This window comes from Parafrankia sp. EAN1pec (assembly GCF_000018005.1).
In the GTDB taxonomy this organism is placed as follows: domain Bacteria; phylum Actinomycetota; class Actinomycetes; order Frankiales; family Frankiaceae; genus Parafrankia; species Parafrankia soli.
Genome location: NC_009921.1, coordinates 6,076,133 through 6,094,374 on the forward strand (window position 1 = coordinate 6,076,133; position 18,242 = coordinate 6,094,374).

17 protein-coding genes are annotated in these 18,242 nt (G+C 74.2%); 4 read left to right on the forward strand and 13 right to left on the reverse strand.

Features of this window, described 5'->3' with window-relative positions:
• Window positions 1-3 precede the first annotated feature (3 nt).
• Window positions 4-960, reverse strand: coding sequence for a Nif3-like dinuclear metal center hexameric protein (locus FRANEAN1_RS24895; protein ID WP_020462550.1), 957 nt, complete (start codon window positions 958-960; stop codon window positions 4-6).
• Window positions 961-1,134: 174 nt separating this feature from the next.
• On the opposite strand from FRANEAN1_RS24895, the gene FRANEAN1_RS24900 reads away from it, so the two are divergent.
• Window positions 1,135-1,356: a hypothetical protein gene (locus FRANEAN1_RS24900; RefSeq protein ID WP_020462551.1), complete on the forward strand. Its 222-nt coding sequence runs from the start codon at window positions 1,135-1,137 to the stop codon at window positions 1,354-1,356.
• Between the two features lie 254 nt (window positions 1,357-1,610).
• Complete coding sequence (locus FRANEAN1_RS24905; protein ID WP_041254782.1) at window positions 1,611-3,887, forward strand: hypothetical protein; 2,277 nt, start codon at window positions 1,611-1,613, stop codon at window positions 3,885-3,887.
• A 31-nt stretch (window positions 3,888-3,918) separates the two neighbouring features.
• Here the strand turns inward: FRANEAN1_RS24905 and FRANEAN1_RS24910 are convergent, their stop codons facing one another.
• Window positions 3,919-4,287, reverse strand: a complete 369-nt coding sequence (locus tag FRANEAN1_RS24910; protein WP_020462553.1) for a hypothetical protein — start codon at window positions 4,285-4,287, stop codon at window positions 3,919-3,921.
• Window positions 4,288-4,474: 187 nt separating this feature from the next.
• Between FRANEAN1_RS24910 and FRANEAN1_RS24915 the strand changes: the two genes are divergently transcribed.
• A complete protein-coding gene (locus tag FRANEAN1_RS24915) occupies window positions 4,475-5,149 on the forward strand; it encodes an LON peptidase substrate-binding domain-containing protein (RefSeq protein ID WP_020462554.1) in 675 nt (224 codons plus the stop codon).
• A gap of 27 nt (window positions 5,150-5,176) precedes the next feature.
• Here the strand turns inward: FRANEAN1_RS24915 and FRANEAN1_RS24920 are convergent, their stop codons facing one another.
• The 7 genes from FRANEAN1_RS24920 to lspA form a co-directional block, all read right to left on the reverse strand.
• Window positions 5,177-5,839, reverse strand: a complete 663-nt coding sequence (locus FRANEAN1_RS24920; protein ID WP_020462555.1) for a hypothetical protein — start codon at window positions 5,837-5,839, stop codon at window positions 5,177-5,179.
• Between the two features lie 161 nt (window positions 5,840-6,000).
• Window positions 6,001-6,969, reverse strand: a complete 969-nt coding sequence (locus FRANEAN1_RS24925; protein ID WP_041254783.1) for an ABC transporter permease — start codon at window positions 6,967-6,969, stop codon at window positions 6,001-6,003.
• Complete coding sequence (locus FRANEAN1_RS24930; protein WP_020462557.1) at window positions 6,966-7,928, reverse strand: ABC transporter ATP-binding protein; 963 nt, start codon at window positions 7,926-7,928, stop codon at window positions 6,966-6,968. The genes FRANEAN1_RS24925 and FRANEAN1_RS24930 overlap by 4 nt, the downstream gene beginning before the upstream one ends.
• Before the next feature lie 144 nt (window positions 7,929-8,072).
• Window positions 8,073-8,717: a DUF6308 family protein gene (locus tag FRANEAN1_RS24935; RefSeq protein WP_020462558.1), complete on the reverse strand. Its 645-nt coding sequence runs from the start codon at window positions 8,715-8,717 to the stop codon at window positions 8,073-8,075.
• A gap of 327 nt (window positions 8,718-9,044) precedes the next feature.
• The gene (locus tag FRANEAN1_RS44035; protein WP_347176750.1) at window positions 9,045-10,406 is read right to left on the reverse strand and encodes a hypothetical protein; all 1,362 of its coding nucleotides are present in this window, start codon (window positions 10,404-10,406) and stop codon (window positions 9,045-9,047) included.
• Between the two features lie 71 nt (window positions 10,407-10,477).
• The gene (locus tag FRANEAN1_RS24945) at window positions 10,478-11,419 is read right to left on the reverse strand and encodes an RluA family pseudouridine synthase (protein WP_020462560.1); all 942 of its coding nucleotides are present in this window, start codon (window positions 11,417-11,419) and stop codon (window positions 10,478-10,480) included.
• Window positions 11,416-12,165, reverse strand: a complete 750-nt coding sequence (lspA, locus tag FRANEAN1_RS24950; RefSeq protein ID WP_347176751.1) for a signal peptidase II — start codon at window positions 12,163-12,165, stop codon at window positions 11,416-11,418. The genes FRANEAN1_RS24945 and lspA overlap by 4 nt, the downstream gene beginning before the upstream one ends.
• A gap of 495 nt (window positions 12,166-12,660) precedes the next feature.
• On the opposite strand from lspA, the gene ileS reads away from it, so the two are divergent.
• Entirely contained in the window at window positions 12,661-15,906 is a 3,246-nt protein-coding gene (gene ileS, locus FRANEAN1_RS24955; protein WP_020462562.1) for an isoleucine--tRNA ligase, read from the forward strand.
• A 90-nt stretch (window positions 15,907-15,996) separates the two neighbouring features.
• Here the strand turns inward: ileS and FRANEAN1_RS42510 are convergent, their stop codons facing one another.
• The 4 genes from FRANEAN1_RS42510 to sepF all read right to left on the reverse strand — a co-directional run bounded on the left by FRANEAN1_RS42510 (window position 15,997) and on the right by sepF (window position 18,236).
• Window positions 15,997-16,164 (reverse strand): hypothetical protein, encoded by a 168-nt coding sequence (locus tag FRANEAN1_RS42510; RefSeq protein ID WP_165938600.1) that lies wholly within the window; start codon window positions 16,162-16,164, stop codon window positions 15,997-15,999.
• Between the two features lie 6 nt (window positions 16,165-16,170).
• Window positions 16,171-17,223 (reverse strand): DivIVA domain-containing protein, encoded by a 1,053-nt coding sequence (locus tag FRANEAN1_RS24960; protein ID WP_020462563.1) that lies wholly within the window; start codon window positions 17,221-17,223, stop codon window positions 16,171-16,173.
• A 94-nt stretch (window positions 17,224-17,317) separates the two neighbouring features.
• Window positions 17,318-17,572: a YggT family protein gene (locus tag FRANEAN1_RS24965; protein ID WP_020462564.1), complete on the reverse strand. Its 255-nt coding sequence runs from the start codon at window positions 17,570-17,572 to the stop codon at window positions 17,318-17,320.
• A gap of 106 nt (window positions 17,573-17,678) precedes the next feature.
• Complete coding sequence (sepF, locus tag FRANEAN1_RS24970; RefSeq protein ID WP_041254784.1) at window positions 17,679-18,236, reverse strand: cell division protein SepF; 558 nt, start codon at window positions 18,234-18,236, stop codon at window positions 17,679-17,681.
• Between the last annotated feature and the right edge of the window lie 6 nt (window positions 18,237-18,242).

Here is an 18,242-nt window from a genome sequence, read left to right on the forward strand (position 1 = left end):
CGCCTAGAGCCTTTCTTCCCGGCGTGCGCCGGGCGCATGGGATGGGACTGGCAGGCCGGTGGCGGGCTCGCGCCACGTGGGCGCGGCGCTCACATGCAGCTGCCAGGGATCGGTGACGAGTGTGGACACCGAGGTGCTCACCGTACGTCCCCGGGCCGCGAGGCCGGCGCGCAGCCGGTCGGCGGCGCCGGCGAGCCAGGGCCACTCGCTGGCCCAGTGCGCCACGTCGACGACGTCGAGCGGGTGGGCACCGACCACGTCGAGGGTGTGATGGTGCCGGCCGTCCGCGGTCACCAGGACGTCCGCCCCGGCCGCCGCGGCGGCGCCGGCGAGCTCGCCGCCCGCGCCCCCGCACACGGCCACCCGGTGGACCCGCCGGTCCGCCGCACCGGTCGCCCGCACGCCGCCGGCGGTCGCCGGCAGGGCCCGCGCCACCCGCTCGCAGAAGGCGCCGAGCGGCTCGGGGGCCGGCAGGACGCCGACCCGGCCCAGGCCGCGGCACTCGGTGCCGGCGTCGGTCCGCCCGCGGGCCCGCGCGTCGGCGCGGGCCCCCGCGCCGGTCGATCCCGTTGCCAGCGGGTGGACCTCTCGCAGGCCGAGCGCAGCGGCGAGCGCGTCGCTGACGCCCGGGTCGGCCACGTCGGCGTTGGTGTGCGCGGTGAACAGCGCGACACCGGCCCGGACCAGGGTCGCCACCACTCGCCCGCCGGCGGTCGTCTCGGCGACCGTGTGCGCGCCGTGCAGGAACAGGGGGTGGTGCGTGACCAGCAGCTGGGAGCCACTCGCCGCCTCGGCGGCGACGGCGGGCGTCGGGTCGACCGCGAACAGGACGTCGGTCACGGGGGCGTCCAGGTCACCGACCGAGAGGCCCACCGCGTCCCACGACTCCGCCCAGGCCGGCGGGAAGCATGCTTCGAGAACGGAGACGCAGTCACGGACCGTCGCACCAACGGAGGTCATCCCCGCGACCCTACTCGGATGGTCAGCAGACGGTCAGCCGGCCGGGTCGACCGGTGACCATCGCGCCGGTTCCGGACCGGGTGCCGTCACTTCATCCCGGCATGACCCGTAACGTCACCCCTGGCGTAGGACGTCCGCACGGGGTTACCACGCCGTGGAGAAGGAGCTCGAGTAATGGCTGACGTGTCGGTACGGTTCCAGATCGCCGGGGATTCGGAGATCGTCCTGAACCTGGCGACCCCGCAGGCCGTACGGCTGGTGGAGGCGCTGATGGGCAAGGTCGCCGACGCCATGGCGGCGCCGGAGCGGCTCGCCGTCGGCACATCCTGGCAGCAGGGCCCCCCGGCGGCGCCGGCGCCGCCGGCGTTCAACCCCGGGCAGCGACTGCCCCAGTAGCGCCCCGCACCCAGACGCCCTCGGCGGCACGCGAGCGTCCTCGGCGGGACACCGGTCGTCTTCGGCGCGACACCCGGCCACCCCCGGCGGCACACATCCGGTTGCCTTCGGCGGCACACAGAGCTGACAACGGCGCGAGCAAGCGTGCTCGTGCCGCGGGTAGTCGCTGCCATCACCAGGAATCCGACAACAACGTCGACGCAACGCGATACAACTCCGCAGAGCATTCTCTACGAAAGGACACCCGATTAGCCATGGCGGGGGACGTACCGGCCGACGAGCGGATCCTCATCACGCTGGATGACCCCGACCCCGAGGCCGACGCGCGGCGCGGCCTGGTCGGTCTGTCGCGAAACGCCGCCGGTGGCGCTGAGGGTGAGCTCCCGGATGGTTCCGCTGGCGACGTCGGTGGCTCCGGCGGAACCGGTGGCGCCGGCCCGTCCGAGATCTCCGGCCCGAGCGGCCCGGGTGACCCCGGTGCCCAGGACGTGACCGAGGACCCCCGCCACCGTGAGCGCGCCATCCACCGCTACGGCCGCGTCCGGGTGGTGGGCCGGCCGCTGGCGACCGCGGCCGTGGCCACCGCTCGCGGGGTCTCCGCCGGCACCACCCCGGTGGACGGGACCGTCGTGTCGACGCTGAGCCTGCCCGGCGGGCTGGACCGCACCGAGGCGCTCGGGGTCGAGGCGTTCCGCCTGCGCGCGGGGGACGACTACCGCCGGCGCAAGCGCTCGCGGCCGCGCGACGCCGCGCCCTGGGACATGAACCGGCCGTGCACCGACATCGCCCCGCCGCGCGGCTCTGCGGGCCCAGGCGCCACCCCGCTCGCACCCACCGTGCGCTCGCTGCTCAACGGGCTCGGATCGGACGCCTCGGGACCGGAGGCGACCGGGTCGCCCTCGGGCGCGGTCGGGACGGGCACGGCCGGAGCGCCGTCCGCCGGAGCGCTCAGCAGTTACCTGGAGGGCTCCGTCGCGGTCGGGCTCATCCTCGTCGAGGGGCCGACGCCGGCCCTGCAGCTCTCCGCCGCGGAACGCACGAAGATCGTGGCCGAGGTGCAGAACGGCCTGTCCTGGTACGCGACGCAGAACCCGGCGGCCGAGCTGACGTTCAGCTACGACATCCAGATCGTCCGGCTGCCCACCCCCGCCAACCCGTCCGCGAACGACCTCGAGGCCCTCTGGCGCGACCCCACGATGAGCCGGCTCGGCTACGCGGCGAACTTCGACGGTGTCTACGACTATGTCGAGGCGCTGCGCGCCCGGCTGCGTACCCGGTGGGCCTACTGCGCGTTCGTCACGAAGTACCCGCTCGGCCACTTCGCCTACGCGTCGGTCGGCGGCCCGCGGATGGTGCTCGCCGCCGACGCCGACGGCTGGGGCCCGGACAACATCGACCGCGTGTTCGCGCACGAGACCGGCCACATCTTCGGGGCGCCGGACGAGTACGGCGGCGCCGGCTGCGACTGCGGCGGGAGCTGGGGTCGGTACGGGGTACCCAACGGCAACTGCGACTCCTGCGCGCCGGCGCCGGTCGACTGCCTGATGCGCGCCAACACGTTCGCCCTGTGCCGGTACACGCCCGCGCACATCGGCTGGGGCCACGGCGTGAGCGGCAACCCGGTGCTCCTCCAGGCGAAGGGCCTGGGCGTGCGGGGCAACTTCGACGTCGTCGCGCCGTCGGCCTACGCCGGCCTCACCCACGTCTGGCGGGACAACGACGCCGCCGGCGCACCGTGGCGGGACCCATGGCAGACCGCGCAGGCCCTCGGCCGCGTCGACGCGGTGACGATGGTGCAGAGCACCCTGGCGAACCCGGGCCCGCTGGAGGTGGCCGTCCGCGTGGGCTCGCGGCTGTTCTTCCTGTGGCGGGACAGCACCGGGGCGTTCCAGTGGCGCGCGCCCGTCCAGCTCGCCCAGGGCGTCGGCGGCGTCCCGTCGCTGGTGCAGAGCAGGCTGGGCGGCAAGGGCAACTTCGAGCTGCTGGCCCCGGCCGCTGATGTCGGCATCATGCACATGTGGCGCAACCACGACGTCTACGGCTACCCGTGGAGCGCGCCGAAGCTGTTCGCGGCCAACCTGGGACGGGTCGACGCGGTCAGCCTGATCCACGGGACGCTGGGCGGCGGGGCCGGGATGCTGGAGGCCGTCGCCCTGGTCGGCACCCGACTGGTGCACCTGACGCGCGACCAGGCAGCCGTCTGGCGCACCGGCGGGATCTTCGCCGAGGGGGCGTCCGGCAACCCGGCGCTGATTCAGAGCGTGTTCCCGGGGGCGCGCAACTTCGAGGTCGTGGTGCCGTCCGCCGGAACCGGGCTGATCCACTTCTTCCGCGACAACAACCGCGCCGACCCGGTGTGGAGCGGCCCCCGCCCGTTCGCAGCGGAACTCGGGCATGTGGACGCCGTCTCGATGATCCAGAGCAACTACGACGGGAACCTCGAGGTGCTGGCCCGGGTCGCGAACCGGCTGTACCTGCTGTACCGCTCAGGCGCCGCGGCCGTGTGGTCGGCGCCGCGCCGCGTCTTCTGACCCACCGGCGGGGCGGGCCGTCAGACTCCGGTCAGCGGGGCGGCTCGCCCGGAGCGGCGGGATCGTCCCACCGCCGGCCCTCCCCCGGGCGGGTCGGCTTGCTCCGGCCGCGGGCGAGCCAGCCGTCGACGAACAGCCCCTCCTCGGGGGCGAGCGTCTCGCGCAGCGCCGGCGGGACGTCCGCCTCGAGCACGGCGACGACCCCGGCGAGCTCACCGGTCGCACCGATCCGGTCCGCGGGCAGCACGACGAGCGCGAGCCGCGGTGGCAGCCGGGACGTCACCTGACCCCAGCCGGCGACCAGGTCGAGCACGGCCCGGGCCGCCTCGGGATCGGGCCCCAGCACGAGGAGCAGCTCGCGCTCGGTCCCCCACGTACCGTCGCGGTTCTGATCAGGCACCCGCGTCCTCCGTCCTGCGGGCTCGCGCCCGCGCAACCGCTCCCCCGCCGTGATCGCCACCACCCCCGTAATGACAGCCGACACCACCAACGCGGATGGACGCGGCGGCCGGTACAGGACAGGCTGGGAGCATACGGGCCCGCGCAACGGGTCGGTGACGCTCCGGCGAAGGGGGTGAGGGAGACGGATGGGTGAGCGCCTGCCACTGTTTCCACTCGGCACCGTCCTACTTCCAGGTCTGCTGATGCCGCTGGAGATCTTCGAGGAACGCTACCGCGTACTGATCCGCGAGCTGCTCGAGATCCCCGACACCGAGACCCGCCAGTTCGGGGTCGTCGCCATCCGCCGAGGCCGGGAGGTCGGCCCGGCCGTCCCCATGATCCACGAGGTCGGCTGCGCGGCGCTGCTGCGCCGCGTCGAGGCGCACCCGGACGGGCGCTTCTCCATCGTGACCGTCGGCGGCCCGCGCTTCCGCGTGCGCTCCGTCGACGAGGGCGACCGCCCCTACCTCGTCGGGGACGTCGACTTCATGACGGACCCGGTCGGTGACGAGGCCGACGCGACCACCAACACCGCGGTGGTGGCCCGGCTGCTGCGCGAGTACACCGAGCGGCTCGCCGCGAGCGGCACCGTCGAGATCAAGCTGCCCGACCTGCCGACGGACCCGACCGCGCTGTCCTACCTGGTGGCTGCCGCCATGGTTACCGACATCACCGAGCGGCAGGGGCTGCTGGCCGCGCCCGACGCCGCGACCAGGCTCCGGGCCGAGCGGGCGCTGCTGCGCCGCGAGCTGGGCCTGCTGGAACGGATCACCACCGTGGGCTCGAACGAGCTGAGTCGCATCAAGCCGAGCTCCAACTGACCACGCACGGTCACTGAAGGCGTACGATCAGCGCCGCCGGGGCCATCCGGGCGCGGTGCCGCCCGCCCACAGCGCCACCGACAGCACGAGCAGCGCGACACCAGGCAGGATGAGGTAGAGCCCAGTGGCCCGCACCTGGAAGTCGACCAGGTCGCGCAACAGCGGGGTGGCGTTGGGCGGCAGCGCGTCCAGCACCTGGCCCGAGCGGCGCAGGTGCCCGACCCAGCCGGCGAGCAGCGAGCCGCCGATCCCGCCGGCGGCGAGGCCGATCGGCACCGGCCAGCCCGCGTCCGCCGCGCGCAGGTAGGCGACCAGCCCGCCCACGAGCCCCGCGACCGCGCAGATCATGGCGAAGTAGGCGTCGATCGTACTCTGCACCCCGAACACCGACATCGCGCCAGAGAGCACCGCCTGGACGTCGAGCCGGGGTGCGCTGACCGACCAGAGCAGGCCCAGCAGCGGGCCGACCAGCAGCATCGCGAGTGCGCACACGAGCCCGGCGAGCAGCCCCACCCGGCTGGTGATCGGCTCCGCCACCGCCGGCTCCACGGGCGGCTCCACCGCCGGATACCCGGCCGGCTCCCCGGCTTCGGTCATACCGCGGGGTTCGGCGATGCCGCCGGTCTCGGGCTCCGCCTCGGGACGGGAGCACGCCCGCGCGCCCCGGCTGTCGCCCGGCCACTCTGCCACGACCCGTCCGTCTCCTCGCCTGCCGTACCGGTCCACCTACCCGGAGCCCCGGGGGGCGAGTCGACCGCCGTCGACGCCAAGCCCGGGGGTCGACCGTACCCGCCTTCTCCACGGCCGCGCCCGCCACGCCACTGAAGCGGCCGCGATGCCCGGATGCCCGCTCAGGACCGGCCGGCGTGCCGCAGCGACCGCACGGCGACGACGAGCGCCACCGCTGCGACCGCCGCGCAGACCGCGAGATCGACCGTCACGTGCACCCAGTCCACCGCCGGAGCGAAGCCCTCGGCGAGCGCGTCCACCGCGTAGCTGCTGGGCAGCAGATCACGGGCCAGCCGGCCGATGCCGGGCAGCCGGTCGGCGGGGATCACCCCGAGGAAGAGCACCACGCTCATGCCGAGCTGCCCGGCGACCGTGGCCAGCTCCGGCTTCGGCGCCAGCAGGCCGATCGCCGCGCCTATCCCGGCCAGGCTGGCCCCGGCGAGCACCGTCACCGGGATCAGCAGCCACAGGCCGCCCATCGGCAGCCCGTAAAGGAGCGAGCCGACCACCACGGTGACGACCGTGCCCGGCACCGCGAACGTCGCGTACGACGCGGCCGTGCCGAGCACCACCGCGGCGCCGGGGATGGGCAGCGTCAGGTAGTAGTCGAGCGCCCCGGCCGCGCGCAGGGCCCCGAACCGCTGCGCGAGCAGGTTGAGCGCCACGAAGGCCACGACGAGCACCGTCGAGCCGGCCACGACGGAGGCCGCCGCGGAGTTGTCGCCGACGTCGACGATGCCCCGCAGCAGGATCATGATCCCCAGGGACTGGAACGCGGCGACGAACAGCAGCGGCACCCGGGCCACCCGGGCGCGGGCCAGCTGGCCCCGGTAGACGGCCGACACCGCCGCCGGGAAGGCGGTCGGCGGGGGCAGCGGCACGGGCGCCTCCTCGGCGTCGGCCCCGGCCGCGGCCCCGCCGGATCCGGCGGCTGCCCGGCCCTTCCTGCCGGCCTTCCGCCTGCCCGTCTTCCCGCCCGCACCACCGGGTGAGCGGTCCTCAGGCGGCACGGCGGCCACCCCGACACCCATCGCGGGCGGCAGGCCGGCCGGACCCGCGGGGGTGGCGGGGTGAGGCGTCGTCAGGGTCATGTCCGCTCCAGATCACGGCAGGTTCCGCCGAGAGTGAGATACACGTCCTCCAACGACGGAGTCGCGAGACTGAAGTCGTCCAGGGCGGCGAACGCCGGCCCCGTGGTGAGGCGACCGAGGGCGTCCCTGGCCTCGGCATGGGCCAGCCGGGTCGTCCATCGGCGGCCGGTCACCCGCGCCGTGGCGGCGAGTCGGGCCACGGTCGGGTCGTCGACCGGCGGGTCGTGCCGCCAGACCAGGTCCAGCCGGACGTCGTCGGAGACCGACGCCTTGAGCCGGCCCGGCGAGTCGCAGGCGATCACCCGGCCCGCGTCGAGCACGGCCACCCGGTCCAGCACGGTCTCGGCCTCCAGCACGTTGTGTGTGATCAGCACGACCGTGGTGCCGCGCGCGGAGCGGCGGCGCTCCAGCGCCGTCCACACCGAACGGCGGGCCACCGGGTCGAGGCCGGTCGTCGGCTCGTCGAGCACGAGCACCGGGCGCTCGCCGACCAGGGTGGCCGCGACGCAGGCGAGCCGGCGCTGGCCGCCCGAGAGGCGGCCGAGCGGGCGGTTCACCACCTCGCCCAGGGCGAGCTCCTCGATCACCTCGTCGCGCTCCCGGCGGGCACCCGCCCGGGACAGGCCACGCAGCCGCGCGGTCGTCTCCACCGCGACGCCCACCGGCAGCTCGGCCAGCGCGAGATCGTCCTGGCCCAGGTAGGCCGCCATCCGGGCGGCGGTTCCGGGACGGCTGACGACGTCGTGCCCGAACATCGTGATCGATCCGGTGTCGGGGCGGAGCAGGCCCATGAGCTGGCGGACGAGGGTGGTCTTGCCGGCGCCGTTCGGACCGAGCACGCCGAAGACCTCGGCCGGACGGACGTCGAGGTCGATCCGGTCGTTCGCGAGGACGGCGCACTCCCCGGCGCCGTGCCGCCGGGTGAGGCCACGCACGGCGTAGCTCAGCACGGCTGCCATTCTCGCAGCCGACACGCCGAGCGGAGGCCGGGGGCCGATGCCGCCGACGTCACACCGGCGACATCTACCCCCGGTGTGACAGCGGGGTCACGCACCCGGAGCTCCCCTCCCACCGCCTCGCGCCATGCCATCGGACGGCCGGGATCAGACCGCGCTGCTCATCCAGACGACGATGTCGAGGATGCGCAACGGGGTCACCGCCGGGCCGCCCGGCGGCACGAGGCCGGTGAGCCGGCGGAACTCGTCGGCGTTCTCCCGCAGGTCGTACTGCATGGCGCGGACGAGCAGCTGCATGTACTCCCGCCACGACCGGCCGTCGCGCGGCGACGGGGGGACGCAGTCCTCGTGCTGGTAGAAGATCCGCACCTTCGAGTCGAACAGGGGCACCAGCGCCGGGCGCTTGCGGTGCAGCACCTTGGCGATCAGCGAGCCCTTGACGTCCCGGTCCGCGACGTCAGGGTCGTCCAGCGGGTCGTAGAGGGCCGCGACCAGGTCGAGGGTCACCTCGTCCGCCTCGATCAACTCGATCCCCGGGGGGAGCCGGTCCAGCGCCCGCTGCAGCAGCGGGGTCAGCGCGGTCAGCGTGTGCATCCGGTCGAGGTCCACGTTCACACCGAGCAGACAGGGCGACAGCAGATCACCCGTGCACAGCAGGTCCGGGTCGCCGTTGGTGACGAGCCCGTCGTAGTAGGGGTACGCGTACCGCAGTCCCCGTTTGCGTGGTCCCAGGTACTCCTCGAGCAGGCTTTCCGCGTCGAAGACCTCCCGGGTGCCCCTGGCCAACCTCACCCGAGTGCCCCCTTCGTCATCAGGCGGGCCGTCCGTCGCACGGCCGCCGGTCAGGTCCCCGCCGCCCGGCCGTACCGGTGGACGTCCCATGGACCTGGTGCAATCCTGCCCTGTCCCGGTGGGGCGGTGGAAGACGACCCTCCTGACGGCCGCCGTGCCGGGCCGATCGCGGCGGTCGGCGGCTCCCCACGCGCGGCGTGGCGGGGGCCTCGCCGCCCGGCCGTGCCCGCCCCCAACGTGCCGGGTGGGCACCTCGGGGGGTGGGAGCACCCGTGGCCCACGGCCCACGGCACCCGGCCCACGGCACCCGGGACCGCGGGCGCCCGCTCAGCGCTGGTCGGGCTGCAGCGGGAGGAAGCGCACGGTCTCCGGGGAGATGCCGGGCGGGGCCGGGTCGACGACCCGCACCCCCTCGATGTGTCCGAGGTCGACCAGCCGGGCCGCCGGCGCCCGCACGACCGCGCCGAACAGGCAGCCGCACCGCGCGCGCAGCGCCGTGGCCTCCTGCCGCGCGTGCTCGGCCTCGGCGGGGTCCGTGGCACTGTGCGCGCGGGTGTCGGCGGCGTCGGCCTCGCTGTCGAAGGCGGCGGTGAGGTCCGCGACCGGGTCGCGGACGGTGGCGGCCATCACCGCCCCGTCCGGCGGGACGCCGAAGAACACCTCGAGCGTGCGGTAGGCGGTGAAGATCTGCAGCATCTCGTCCGGCGTGCGGTAGCCGGCCAGGCTGACGACGGCGTAGAGGTCGGCGTCCGGGGCCGCCCGGGTCAGGCCGTCCAGCTTCGCCTCGGCCTCGGCGGCGTACGCGGCGGGCGACTCACCCGCGGCCGGGCCGACGGTGACCGTGGGCTCGACGGGCCCGGCCGGAGCGTTGCCGGGACCGGGGCCGGGTGCATGGCTGCCCGAGGGATCGGCGCCGCGCAGCATCGTGGTCACGGCACCGACGACGATCAGCACGACCAGCCCGAGCACGAGCAGCCGGCCGATGGCCTCGAGGGCGCGCCCGGTGATGACGCTGGCCCGGCCCGGTGGCGGGGGGCCGTCGCCGTCGGCGTACGGGCCCACGCGTGCCGCCCACGCGCGGCGCAGGCGCGCCCGAGGGCGGTCGCGTGCGCCGGCGAGGCCGCCGGCGACCGACTCCAGCACCCGGCCGACCGGCGGCAGGGCGGCGGCGTCGACCCGGTCGAGCAGTCGGATCACGGAGCGTCCCAACCCGCCCGGCGGGGAGCCGTCGCCGGGCACGTCACCCGCGGGCTCAGCGGGCCCCGCGGACGGCGCGGGCCCGGCGGCCGATGTAGGCCGGACGAACGTCGTGGGCCCGGCGGAATCCGCGGAATCCGCGGACCCGGTGGATGCTGTGGGATCCGCGGGATCGGCGGCTGAGGGATCAGCGGCAGCACCGTCGTCCGGAGGAGAGCCGCCCAGGGGGTCCTCGTCCAGGATGCCCTCTCGCAGGGGGTCCTCTCCCGAGGGACCGTCGACCGAGGGAATGCCCCCCGAGGGACCGTCGGCAGCGGGCGGGTCGCCCGCGGGCGTGTGCTCGGCGGGCGGGTCGCCGGAAGGCTGGTGGCCGGAAGGCGGGGCGCCGGCAGAGGGGTCGCTGGCCGGCGGCAGGCCGGAGGCGGTCACCGCCGCGGCGTCGTCCGCGGGTTCAACGGGCGTGGGTTTCTCGGGCTCGGGTTCCTCGGGCACGCGGACCGCCTCGGGGCCTTCGCTCGAGGACTGCGCGGAAGGCGGGCCGGGGTCCGCCGGCACCGGCGTCCTCACGTCTGGTCGCGCAGCCGCTTCACCGCCTCGGCCAGGTCATCGGGATCGGGGCTGGTGAACTCGACCCAGGTGCCGTCCGCCGGGTGGGCGAAGGCGAGCCGGGCAGCGTGCAGCCACTGCCTGGTCAGCCCGAGGCGCTGGGCCAGCGTCGGATCCGCCCCGTAGGCGAGGTCGCCCACGCAGGGATGCCGCAGCGCCGCCATGTGCACCCGGATCTGGTGGGTGCGGCCCGTCTCCAGCCGCACCGACAGCAGCGAGGCGGCGCGGAACGCCTCCTCGGTGTCGTAGTGGGTCACGCTGGGCTTGCCGTCCGCGACGACGGCGAACAGGCCGGGCCGGCGGGGATGGCGGTCGATGGGGGCGTCGACCGTCCCGCGCAGCGGGTCCGGGTGCCCCTGGACGACCGCCCGGTACTCCTTCTCCACCTCGCGTTCCCGGAAGGCCCGCTTGAGAAGGGTGTAGGCGCGTTCACTCTTCGCGACAGCCATCGCCCCGGTCGTGCCGACGTCCAGGCGGTGCACCACGCCCTGGCGCTCGGCCGAGCCCGAGGTGGAGACCCGGTAGCCGGCGGCGGCGAGCGCGCCGATGACCGTCGGGCCGGTGAACCCCGGGGCCGGGTGGGCCGCCACGCCGACCGGCTTGTCGACGACCACGATGTCGTCGTCGTCGTGCAGGATGCGCAGGCCACCGACCGGGGTGGGCTCCACCGTGAGCGGACGGGGCGGGGCGGGGAGGGCTACGTCCAGCCAGGCGCCGCCGCTGACCCGGTCGGAGCGGCCGCGGACCTGGCCGTCGACGCTCACCTGGCCGTCGTCAACGAGCGTGGCGGCGGCCGTGCGGCTCAGGCCGAACATGCGGGCGATGGCGGCGTCCAGGCGGATGCCGTCGAGGCCGTCGGGGACCGGCAGCGAGCGCCGGTCGGTGTCGGCCGTGCTCACGCGCCACCGGGCCCGGGACCGCCGGCGTGGCTCGGCCCCGCCGGACCGGATGGTCCGGCCGGCTCCGCTGACCCGGGGTCGGGTGGCGGGGCGGCGGAGAGGCGCGTGCCGTCGAGGCCGATGCCGCGCAGGGAGAGGATGACCGCGAGCACTCCGCCGCAGACGATCGCCGAGTCGGCGACGTTGAAGATGGGCCAGTGGTGGATGTGGACGAAGTCCACGACGTGCCCGCGCAGCGGCCCGGGGGCGCGGAACAGCCGGTCGATCAGGTTACCCAGCGCGCCGCCGACCATCGCGCCGAAGACGAACGCCCACCCGATGGAGGCCAGCCGCCTGGCGGTGACCACGACCACCGCGACGACCGCCAGCGCGATCAGGCTGAGGATGACCGTGGCCCCGCCGGCCAGGCTGAACGCGGCCCCCGAGTTCCGGGTCAGGCGCAGGTCGAGCACGCCGGGGATGATCTCGATCGGGGCGCGCCCGGTGAGCTGGGCGACGGCCAGCAGCTTCGTGCCGATGTCCAGGACGATCAGACACAGCGCGGTCAGCGCGACGACGAGCACCGCACGGTGCGAGGTGACCAGGCGGTCACGGTCGGGCCTGACCGCGGCGTCACCGCTCGGGGCGCCGCCGCCCGCGTCAGCGGCACCCGGGGCACCCACTCCCGCCGCACCGGCGTTCACGGTGCTCCCGTACTGGGTGTTCCTGTACGGGACGCCCTTGTCCATCCCCGGCTCGGCCACCACACACACCACTGTACGGGTGCGATCTCACGGGTCACCCGCCCGCCGGCCGGCCACCGGCCCGAGACACGACCCGAGACCCGGCCTGAGTGCCCGCCCGGTACCAGGCACGGGTGCCGGGGTGATCCGCCGGCGATCCGCGGCCGCGATCGCCGTTGGCCGTCGGCTACGCTGGAAGCGCGGAAAGGCTTTGACGGGACGAGTAGCGGCGGGCGCAGTCGCAGCGAGCCGGGGGCGGTGCGAGCCCGGTGGCCAGCGCGCCGTGAAGATCACCCTGAGCCGCCGGGAGAACAGGGCTGTGAGCCCCCAGTAGATCCGGCCGCCGCCGCATGACAAGAGTGGCCGCCCGGTCGCCGTCCACGAGAGATCGCGGAGCGCACCCGGGCGCGCAAGGAGGGTGGTACCGCGGTACCTCGCGCAGCCACCGGCCCACGCCGGTGTGCGGCGAGGTGTCGTCCCTCCGCCGGAGTGCCCCACCGCCGACGGAGACCAGCCACGATGAGTACCCCCGACGCCCCGACGCCCGCGTTCCGCCCACTGCCCTCGCGGGTCGACCTGCCGGCCTTCGAGCGCGAGACGCTGGAGCGCTGGAAGGATTCCAAGGTCTTCCACCGCTCGCTGCAGGCCGGCGCAGACCGGCCGCTGTGGGTGTTCTACGAAGGCCCGCCGACCGCCAACGGCAAGCCGGGCGCCCACCACGTCGAGGCGCGGGTCTTCAAGGACCTCTTCCCCCGTTACAGGACGATGAAGGGCTACCACGTGCCCCGCCGGGCGGGCTGGGACTGCCACGGCCTGCCTGTCGAGCTCGCCGTCGAGAAGGAACTCGGCTTCACCAGCAAGAGCGACATTGAGGACTACGGCATCGCCGAGTTCAACGAGAGGTGCCGCGAGTCCGTCCTGCGCCACGTGGCCGACTTCTCCGCGATGACGGAGCGGATGGGCTACTGGGTCGACCTCGACGGCGCCTACCGGACGATGGACACCTCGTACATCGAGAGCGTCTGGTGGTCCCTCAAGCAGATCTTCGACAAGGGCCTGCTCGTCGAGGACTTCCGGGTCACCCCGTACTGCCCCCGGGACGAGACGCCGCTGTCCGACCACGAGGTCTCCCAGGGCTACAGCGACACCGACGACCCGTCGGTCTACGTGCGGTTCCCGGTCGTCGAGGGCCCGCGCGGGCTGGCCGAGCACGGCGCGCACCTGCTGGTGTGGACGACCACCCCGTGGACGCTGGTCTCCAACACCGCGGTCGCCGTCCATCCCGAGGTCAGCTACGTGCTGGCCCGGGCCGCCGGCGGTGAACTGCTCGTCGTCGCCGAGCCGCTGCTGACCGCGGCCCTGGGCGAGGGCGCCGAGGTCGTCGAGCGCTTCACCGGCGCCGAGCTCGCCGGCACCCGCTATGCCCGGCCGTTCGAGCTGATCGCGCTGGAGCGCTTCGAGGAGGCGGCGGGGAAGACCGCCGTCGGCCGGGGCGCCGGGACATCCGCCCGCCCGCACTCGGTGGTCCTGGCGGACTACGTGACGACCACGGACGGCACCGGGCTCGTGCACCAGGCACCCGCCTTCGGCGCCGAGGACCTCGCGGTCTGCCGCGCCAACGGCCTCGGCGTCGTCAACCCGGTCGGGACGGACGGGCGTTTCCTGCCCGAGATCCCGCTGGTCGGCGGGCTGTTCTTCAAGGACGCCGACGCGCCGCTGTCCGCGGACCTCACCGCGCGCGGCCTGATGTGGCGGGCCGCGACCTACACGCACAGCTACCCGCGCTGCTGGCGCTGCCACACACCGCTGATCTACTACCCGCTGCCGTCCTGGTACATCCGCACGACCGCCGTCCGCGAGCGCCTGCTCGCCGAGAACGCGCGGACGGACTGGCACCCTGAGCGCATCCGCGAGGGCCGCTACGGCGAGTGGCTGCGCAACAACGTCGACTGGGCGCTGTCGCGCAACCGGTACTGGGGCACCCCGCTGCCCGTCTGGCGGTGCGAGGCCGACCCGTCCCACCTGACCTGCGTCGGCTCGCTGGCGGAGCTCTCCGAGCTGACCGGCACGGACCATTCGACGCTCGACCCGCACCGCCCGTTCGTCGACGACGTGACCCTGCCGTGCCCCACCTGTGGGGAGACCGCCCGGCGGGTGCCTGAGGTCATCGATGTCTGGTACGACAGCGGCGCGATGCCGTTCGCCCAGTGGGGCGCCCCGCACCGCAACGCCGACGAGTTCGCGAAGCAGTACCCGGCGCAGTACATCTGCGAGGCGATCGACCAGACCCGGGGCTGGTTCTACACGCTCATGGCCGTGGGCACGCTGGTCTTCGACCGGTCGTCCTACGAGACCGTGCTGTGCCTGGGCCTGCTGCTCGACGCCGAGGGCCGCAAGATGAGCAAGCACGTCGGTAACGTGCTGGACCCGTTCGACCTGTTCGACCGGCACGGGGCGGACGCCGTCCGGTGGCTGATGCTGGCCGGCGGCTCACCGTGGTCGGACCGCCGGGTCAGCCACGAGTCGATCGAGGACATCGTCCGCAAGATCCTGCTCACCTACTGGAACACCGCGTCGTTCTTCGCGCTCTACGCGGGCGCGGCGGACTGGTGCCCGACCGGCGCCGACGGGTCGGGCGAGGGCGCCGCGGCCCCGGCCGAACGCCCGGTGCTGGACAGGTGGGCGCTCTCCGAGCTCGCCGACACCGTCGCCGAGGTGGACGCCGCCCTCGAGGGCTTCGACGCGCTGCGCGCCGGGCGCCGCATCGCCCGCTTCGTGGACGACCTGTCGAACTGGTACGTCCGGCGTTCCCGCCGCCGCTTCTGGGCGGGCGACCCGAACGCGCTGGCCACCCTCTACACCTGCCTGGACGGCCTGACCCGGGTGATGTCGCCGTTCACCCCGTTCCTGACCGACTGGCTGTGGTCCCGGCTGTTCGCCGGCATCCTGCCCGGCGCCCCGGACTCGGTGCACCTGGCCTCGTGGCCGCAGCTGCCGGCGGACCTCGTCGAGCCGGGCCTGGCCGAGCGGATGGACCTCGTGCGCCGGATCGTCGAGCTCGGCCGCGCGGCCCGGGCCGCCAGCGGGCTGCGCACCCGTCAGCCGCTGCCGCGTGCGGTGGTCGGCTCCTCGGCGTTCGACGACCTCTCGGCGGAGCTGCGCGCGCAGATCGCCGAGGAGCTCAACGTCGTCGCCGTCGAGGCCGCGACCTCGGACCTCGTCGACATCAGCGTGAAGCCGAACTTCCGGGCGCTGGGACGGCGCTTCGGCAACCGCACGAAGGCGGTCGCCGCCGCCGTCACCACCGCCGGGGCACCGGTGGACGGCCGGCTGACCGTCACCGTGGACGGCGAGCGCATCGAGCTCGGCGGTGAGGATCTGATCGTCACCGAGACACCGCGCGAGGGCTGGTCGGTGACGAGTGAGTCGGGCCTGTCGGTCGCCCTCGACCTGACCGTCACCCCGGAACTGGCCCGGACCGGGCTCGCCCGCGACGTGGTGCGCGTCCTGCAGGACGCGCGGCGGGCCGCGGGGCTGGAGATCACCGACCGGGTCGAGCTGCGCTGGGTCGCCGCCAAGGAGGAGACGGCGGCAGCGTTGCGTGAGCACGCGGCGACCGTCGCCGACGAGATCCTGGCCACAGTGTTCCAGGAGGCACCGGTCGAGCAGACGGCGGAGCCGGCATGGCACCGGGGATCATCCGCGGAGCTCGGCCTGACCTTCGCGCTGACCAGGACGACCCCCGCGCCGCCGACGGTTGGCTGACGGCCACCCGACTTCTCGCCCGCGCCGGTGGAGACCCCGCCGGCGCGGGCGCGGCGGCAACAGCCGTGGTTCCGCGGGACGCAGCGAGGCCTAGGCCGGCGTCTTCTTCCCGGCGCGCCGCACAGCCGCGACGGGCAGCAGCACCGCGGCGAGGCAGACGACGATCAGTGACGTGTACGACCAGGTGGCCGCGCCGAACAGGCCGAGCACGGCCAGCACCGCGGCGATCACCACCAGGGCGCCGCTGATCATCACCATGCTGGCCTAGAACTCCTGCATGCCCGGAGCGTCGCGGCGGCCCGGGTCGAGATCCGGGCGCCCGCCGTGGCCGTTGCTCTCCCGCGCCAGCGTCGCGGCGCCCATCTGCGGGCCGCCCTGGAACGCCTGCGCTCCCACGTGCTGGGGCTGCTGGGGCGGCTGGGGCGGCTGGCCGCCACCGGTCTGCGCCATGCCGACACTCGCGGGGGCCGGGGTGGGTGTCGGCGCGCCGGGGTTGAGCCCGGGGCGCGACGGCATACCCGGCCCGACGGCCGGCTGTGTGGGCATGCCGTCGAGGTCACGCAGCTGCATCTCCAGGTAGGCGCGCAGCCGCGTGCGGTACTCACGCTCGAAGGCGCGGAGCTGCTCGACCTGGCCTTCGAGGCGGCGCTTGTCGTCCTCGAGCCCACCGAGCTGCTCGGCGACGTGCGCCCGGGCCTCACCGAGGATCCGGTCGGCGTCGGCGCGCGCCTCGCGGCGGGCCCGCTCCGACTCGGCGCGGGCCTCCCGCAGCGCCTCGTCGGCGGTCCGCTGGGCGAGCACGAGGGTCCGCGCGACGCGCTGCTCGATGTCGGCGTCGTTCTGGCCACCGGCTCCCGGGCCCGTGCGGGCCGGGGCCTGACCGCCCCCGCCGACCAGCGCGGGCATGACCGCCGTCGGGCCACCGGACACCGGCGGACCACCGGGCGCGCCAGGTCCACCCGGACCACCCGGACCCGCGCCAGGCGGGCCGGCGGGCATCGGGGGCCGCTCGCGGGCGGCCTGGGCCGCCTGCGCGGCCTGCGCCTGCGCCTGCGCCAGCTGCCGGCGGGACTCCTCGAGCTGGCGGCGCAGCTGCTGGTTCTCGTCGAGGATCTGTGCCGGGACACCGGGACCGCCACCGCCGGACCGGCGGGCCTCGTCGAGCTGCCTGCGCAGGTCGCTGCTCTCGTCGAGCAGTCGCGTCAGCTCGGCCTCGACCTCATCAAGGAAGGTGTCGACCTCGTCCTCGTTGTAGCCCGTGCGGAACCTCGTCGGGCTGAAGACCTTGTTCTGAACATCCTGCGGTGTCAGCGCCACGTTGCCTCCTCGTGCGGCATCGCCGCTCCCCGAAGAGAGGGCGGTCTGCGGGCAGTCTGCCTTGCCCGCACTCGCGGTGTGCACACGACCTCAGTCACAGCCTCTGCGCATAGCTCTGCAAAACGACGATCACTATGAAGAGAAGCAGAAACCCGAGGTCAAGCGCAACGCTACCTACCCTCAACGGCGGGATGAACCGCCGGATCAATCGCAACGGAGGGTCAGTCGCCGTGTACACGATCTCGAAGAGCAGGACCAGGGGGCCGGTCGGCCGGAAGGAGCCGCTCAGCGCGAGCACCAGGTCGATGACCCACCGAGCGATCAGGAGCAGCAGGTAGGCCGTCAGCACCCAAAAGAGCAGAGTTCCAAGTGCGCTGATGGTGCTCTCTCCCGGGAGGACGAGGGGAAGTGGTGACGACCCTACTGGATGATCTTGCCCTGGCTACGACTGGTTACTACGACTGGTTGTAAAACCCACCCTCGCGGATGCGTCGTTTGTCCGTCTCGGTGACCTCGACGTTGTGCGGCGAGAGCAGGAAGACCTTGTTGGTCACCTTCTCGATGTCGCCGCGGAGCCCGAAGATCAGCCCTGCGGCGAAGTCGACCAGCCGCTTGGCGTCGACGTCGTCCATCTCGGTGAGGTTCATGATAACGGGGGTCCCGTCCCGGAACTCCTCACCGATCTGACGGGCCTCATTGTAGCTACGCGGCTGGAGCGTCGTGATCCGGTATGGCCGGGGCTCCTCGACGGGCGCTACGCGGCGCATCGGCGTCGGCACGGGGGGTCGCAGATGCTCCACCGGTGGGCGTCGCGGCATGGCGACATGCTCCTCACGTGCATCGATCCGGCGGACCGACCGGTCAATCGGCACCGGGTCGAGCGTGGCCCGCCGATCCTCCCGGACGGCGCCTCGGGCGGCGTCGTGACCGCCGTCGTCATAGTCGTCGTCGAGATAGTCCTCGTCCTCCTCGGCGAGCCCGAGGTAGACCATCGCCCTGCGACCGAGCCCCATGGGCGC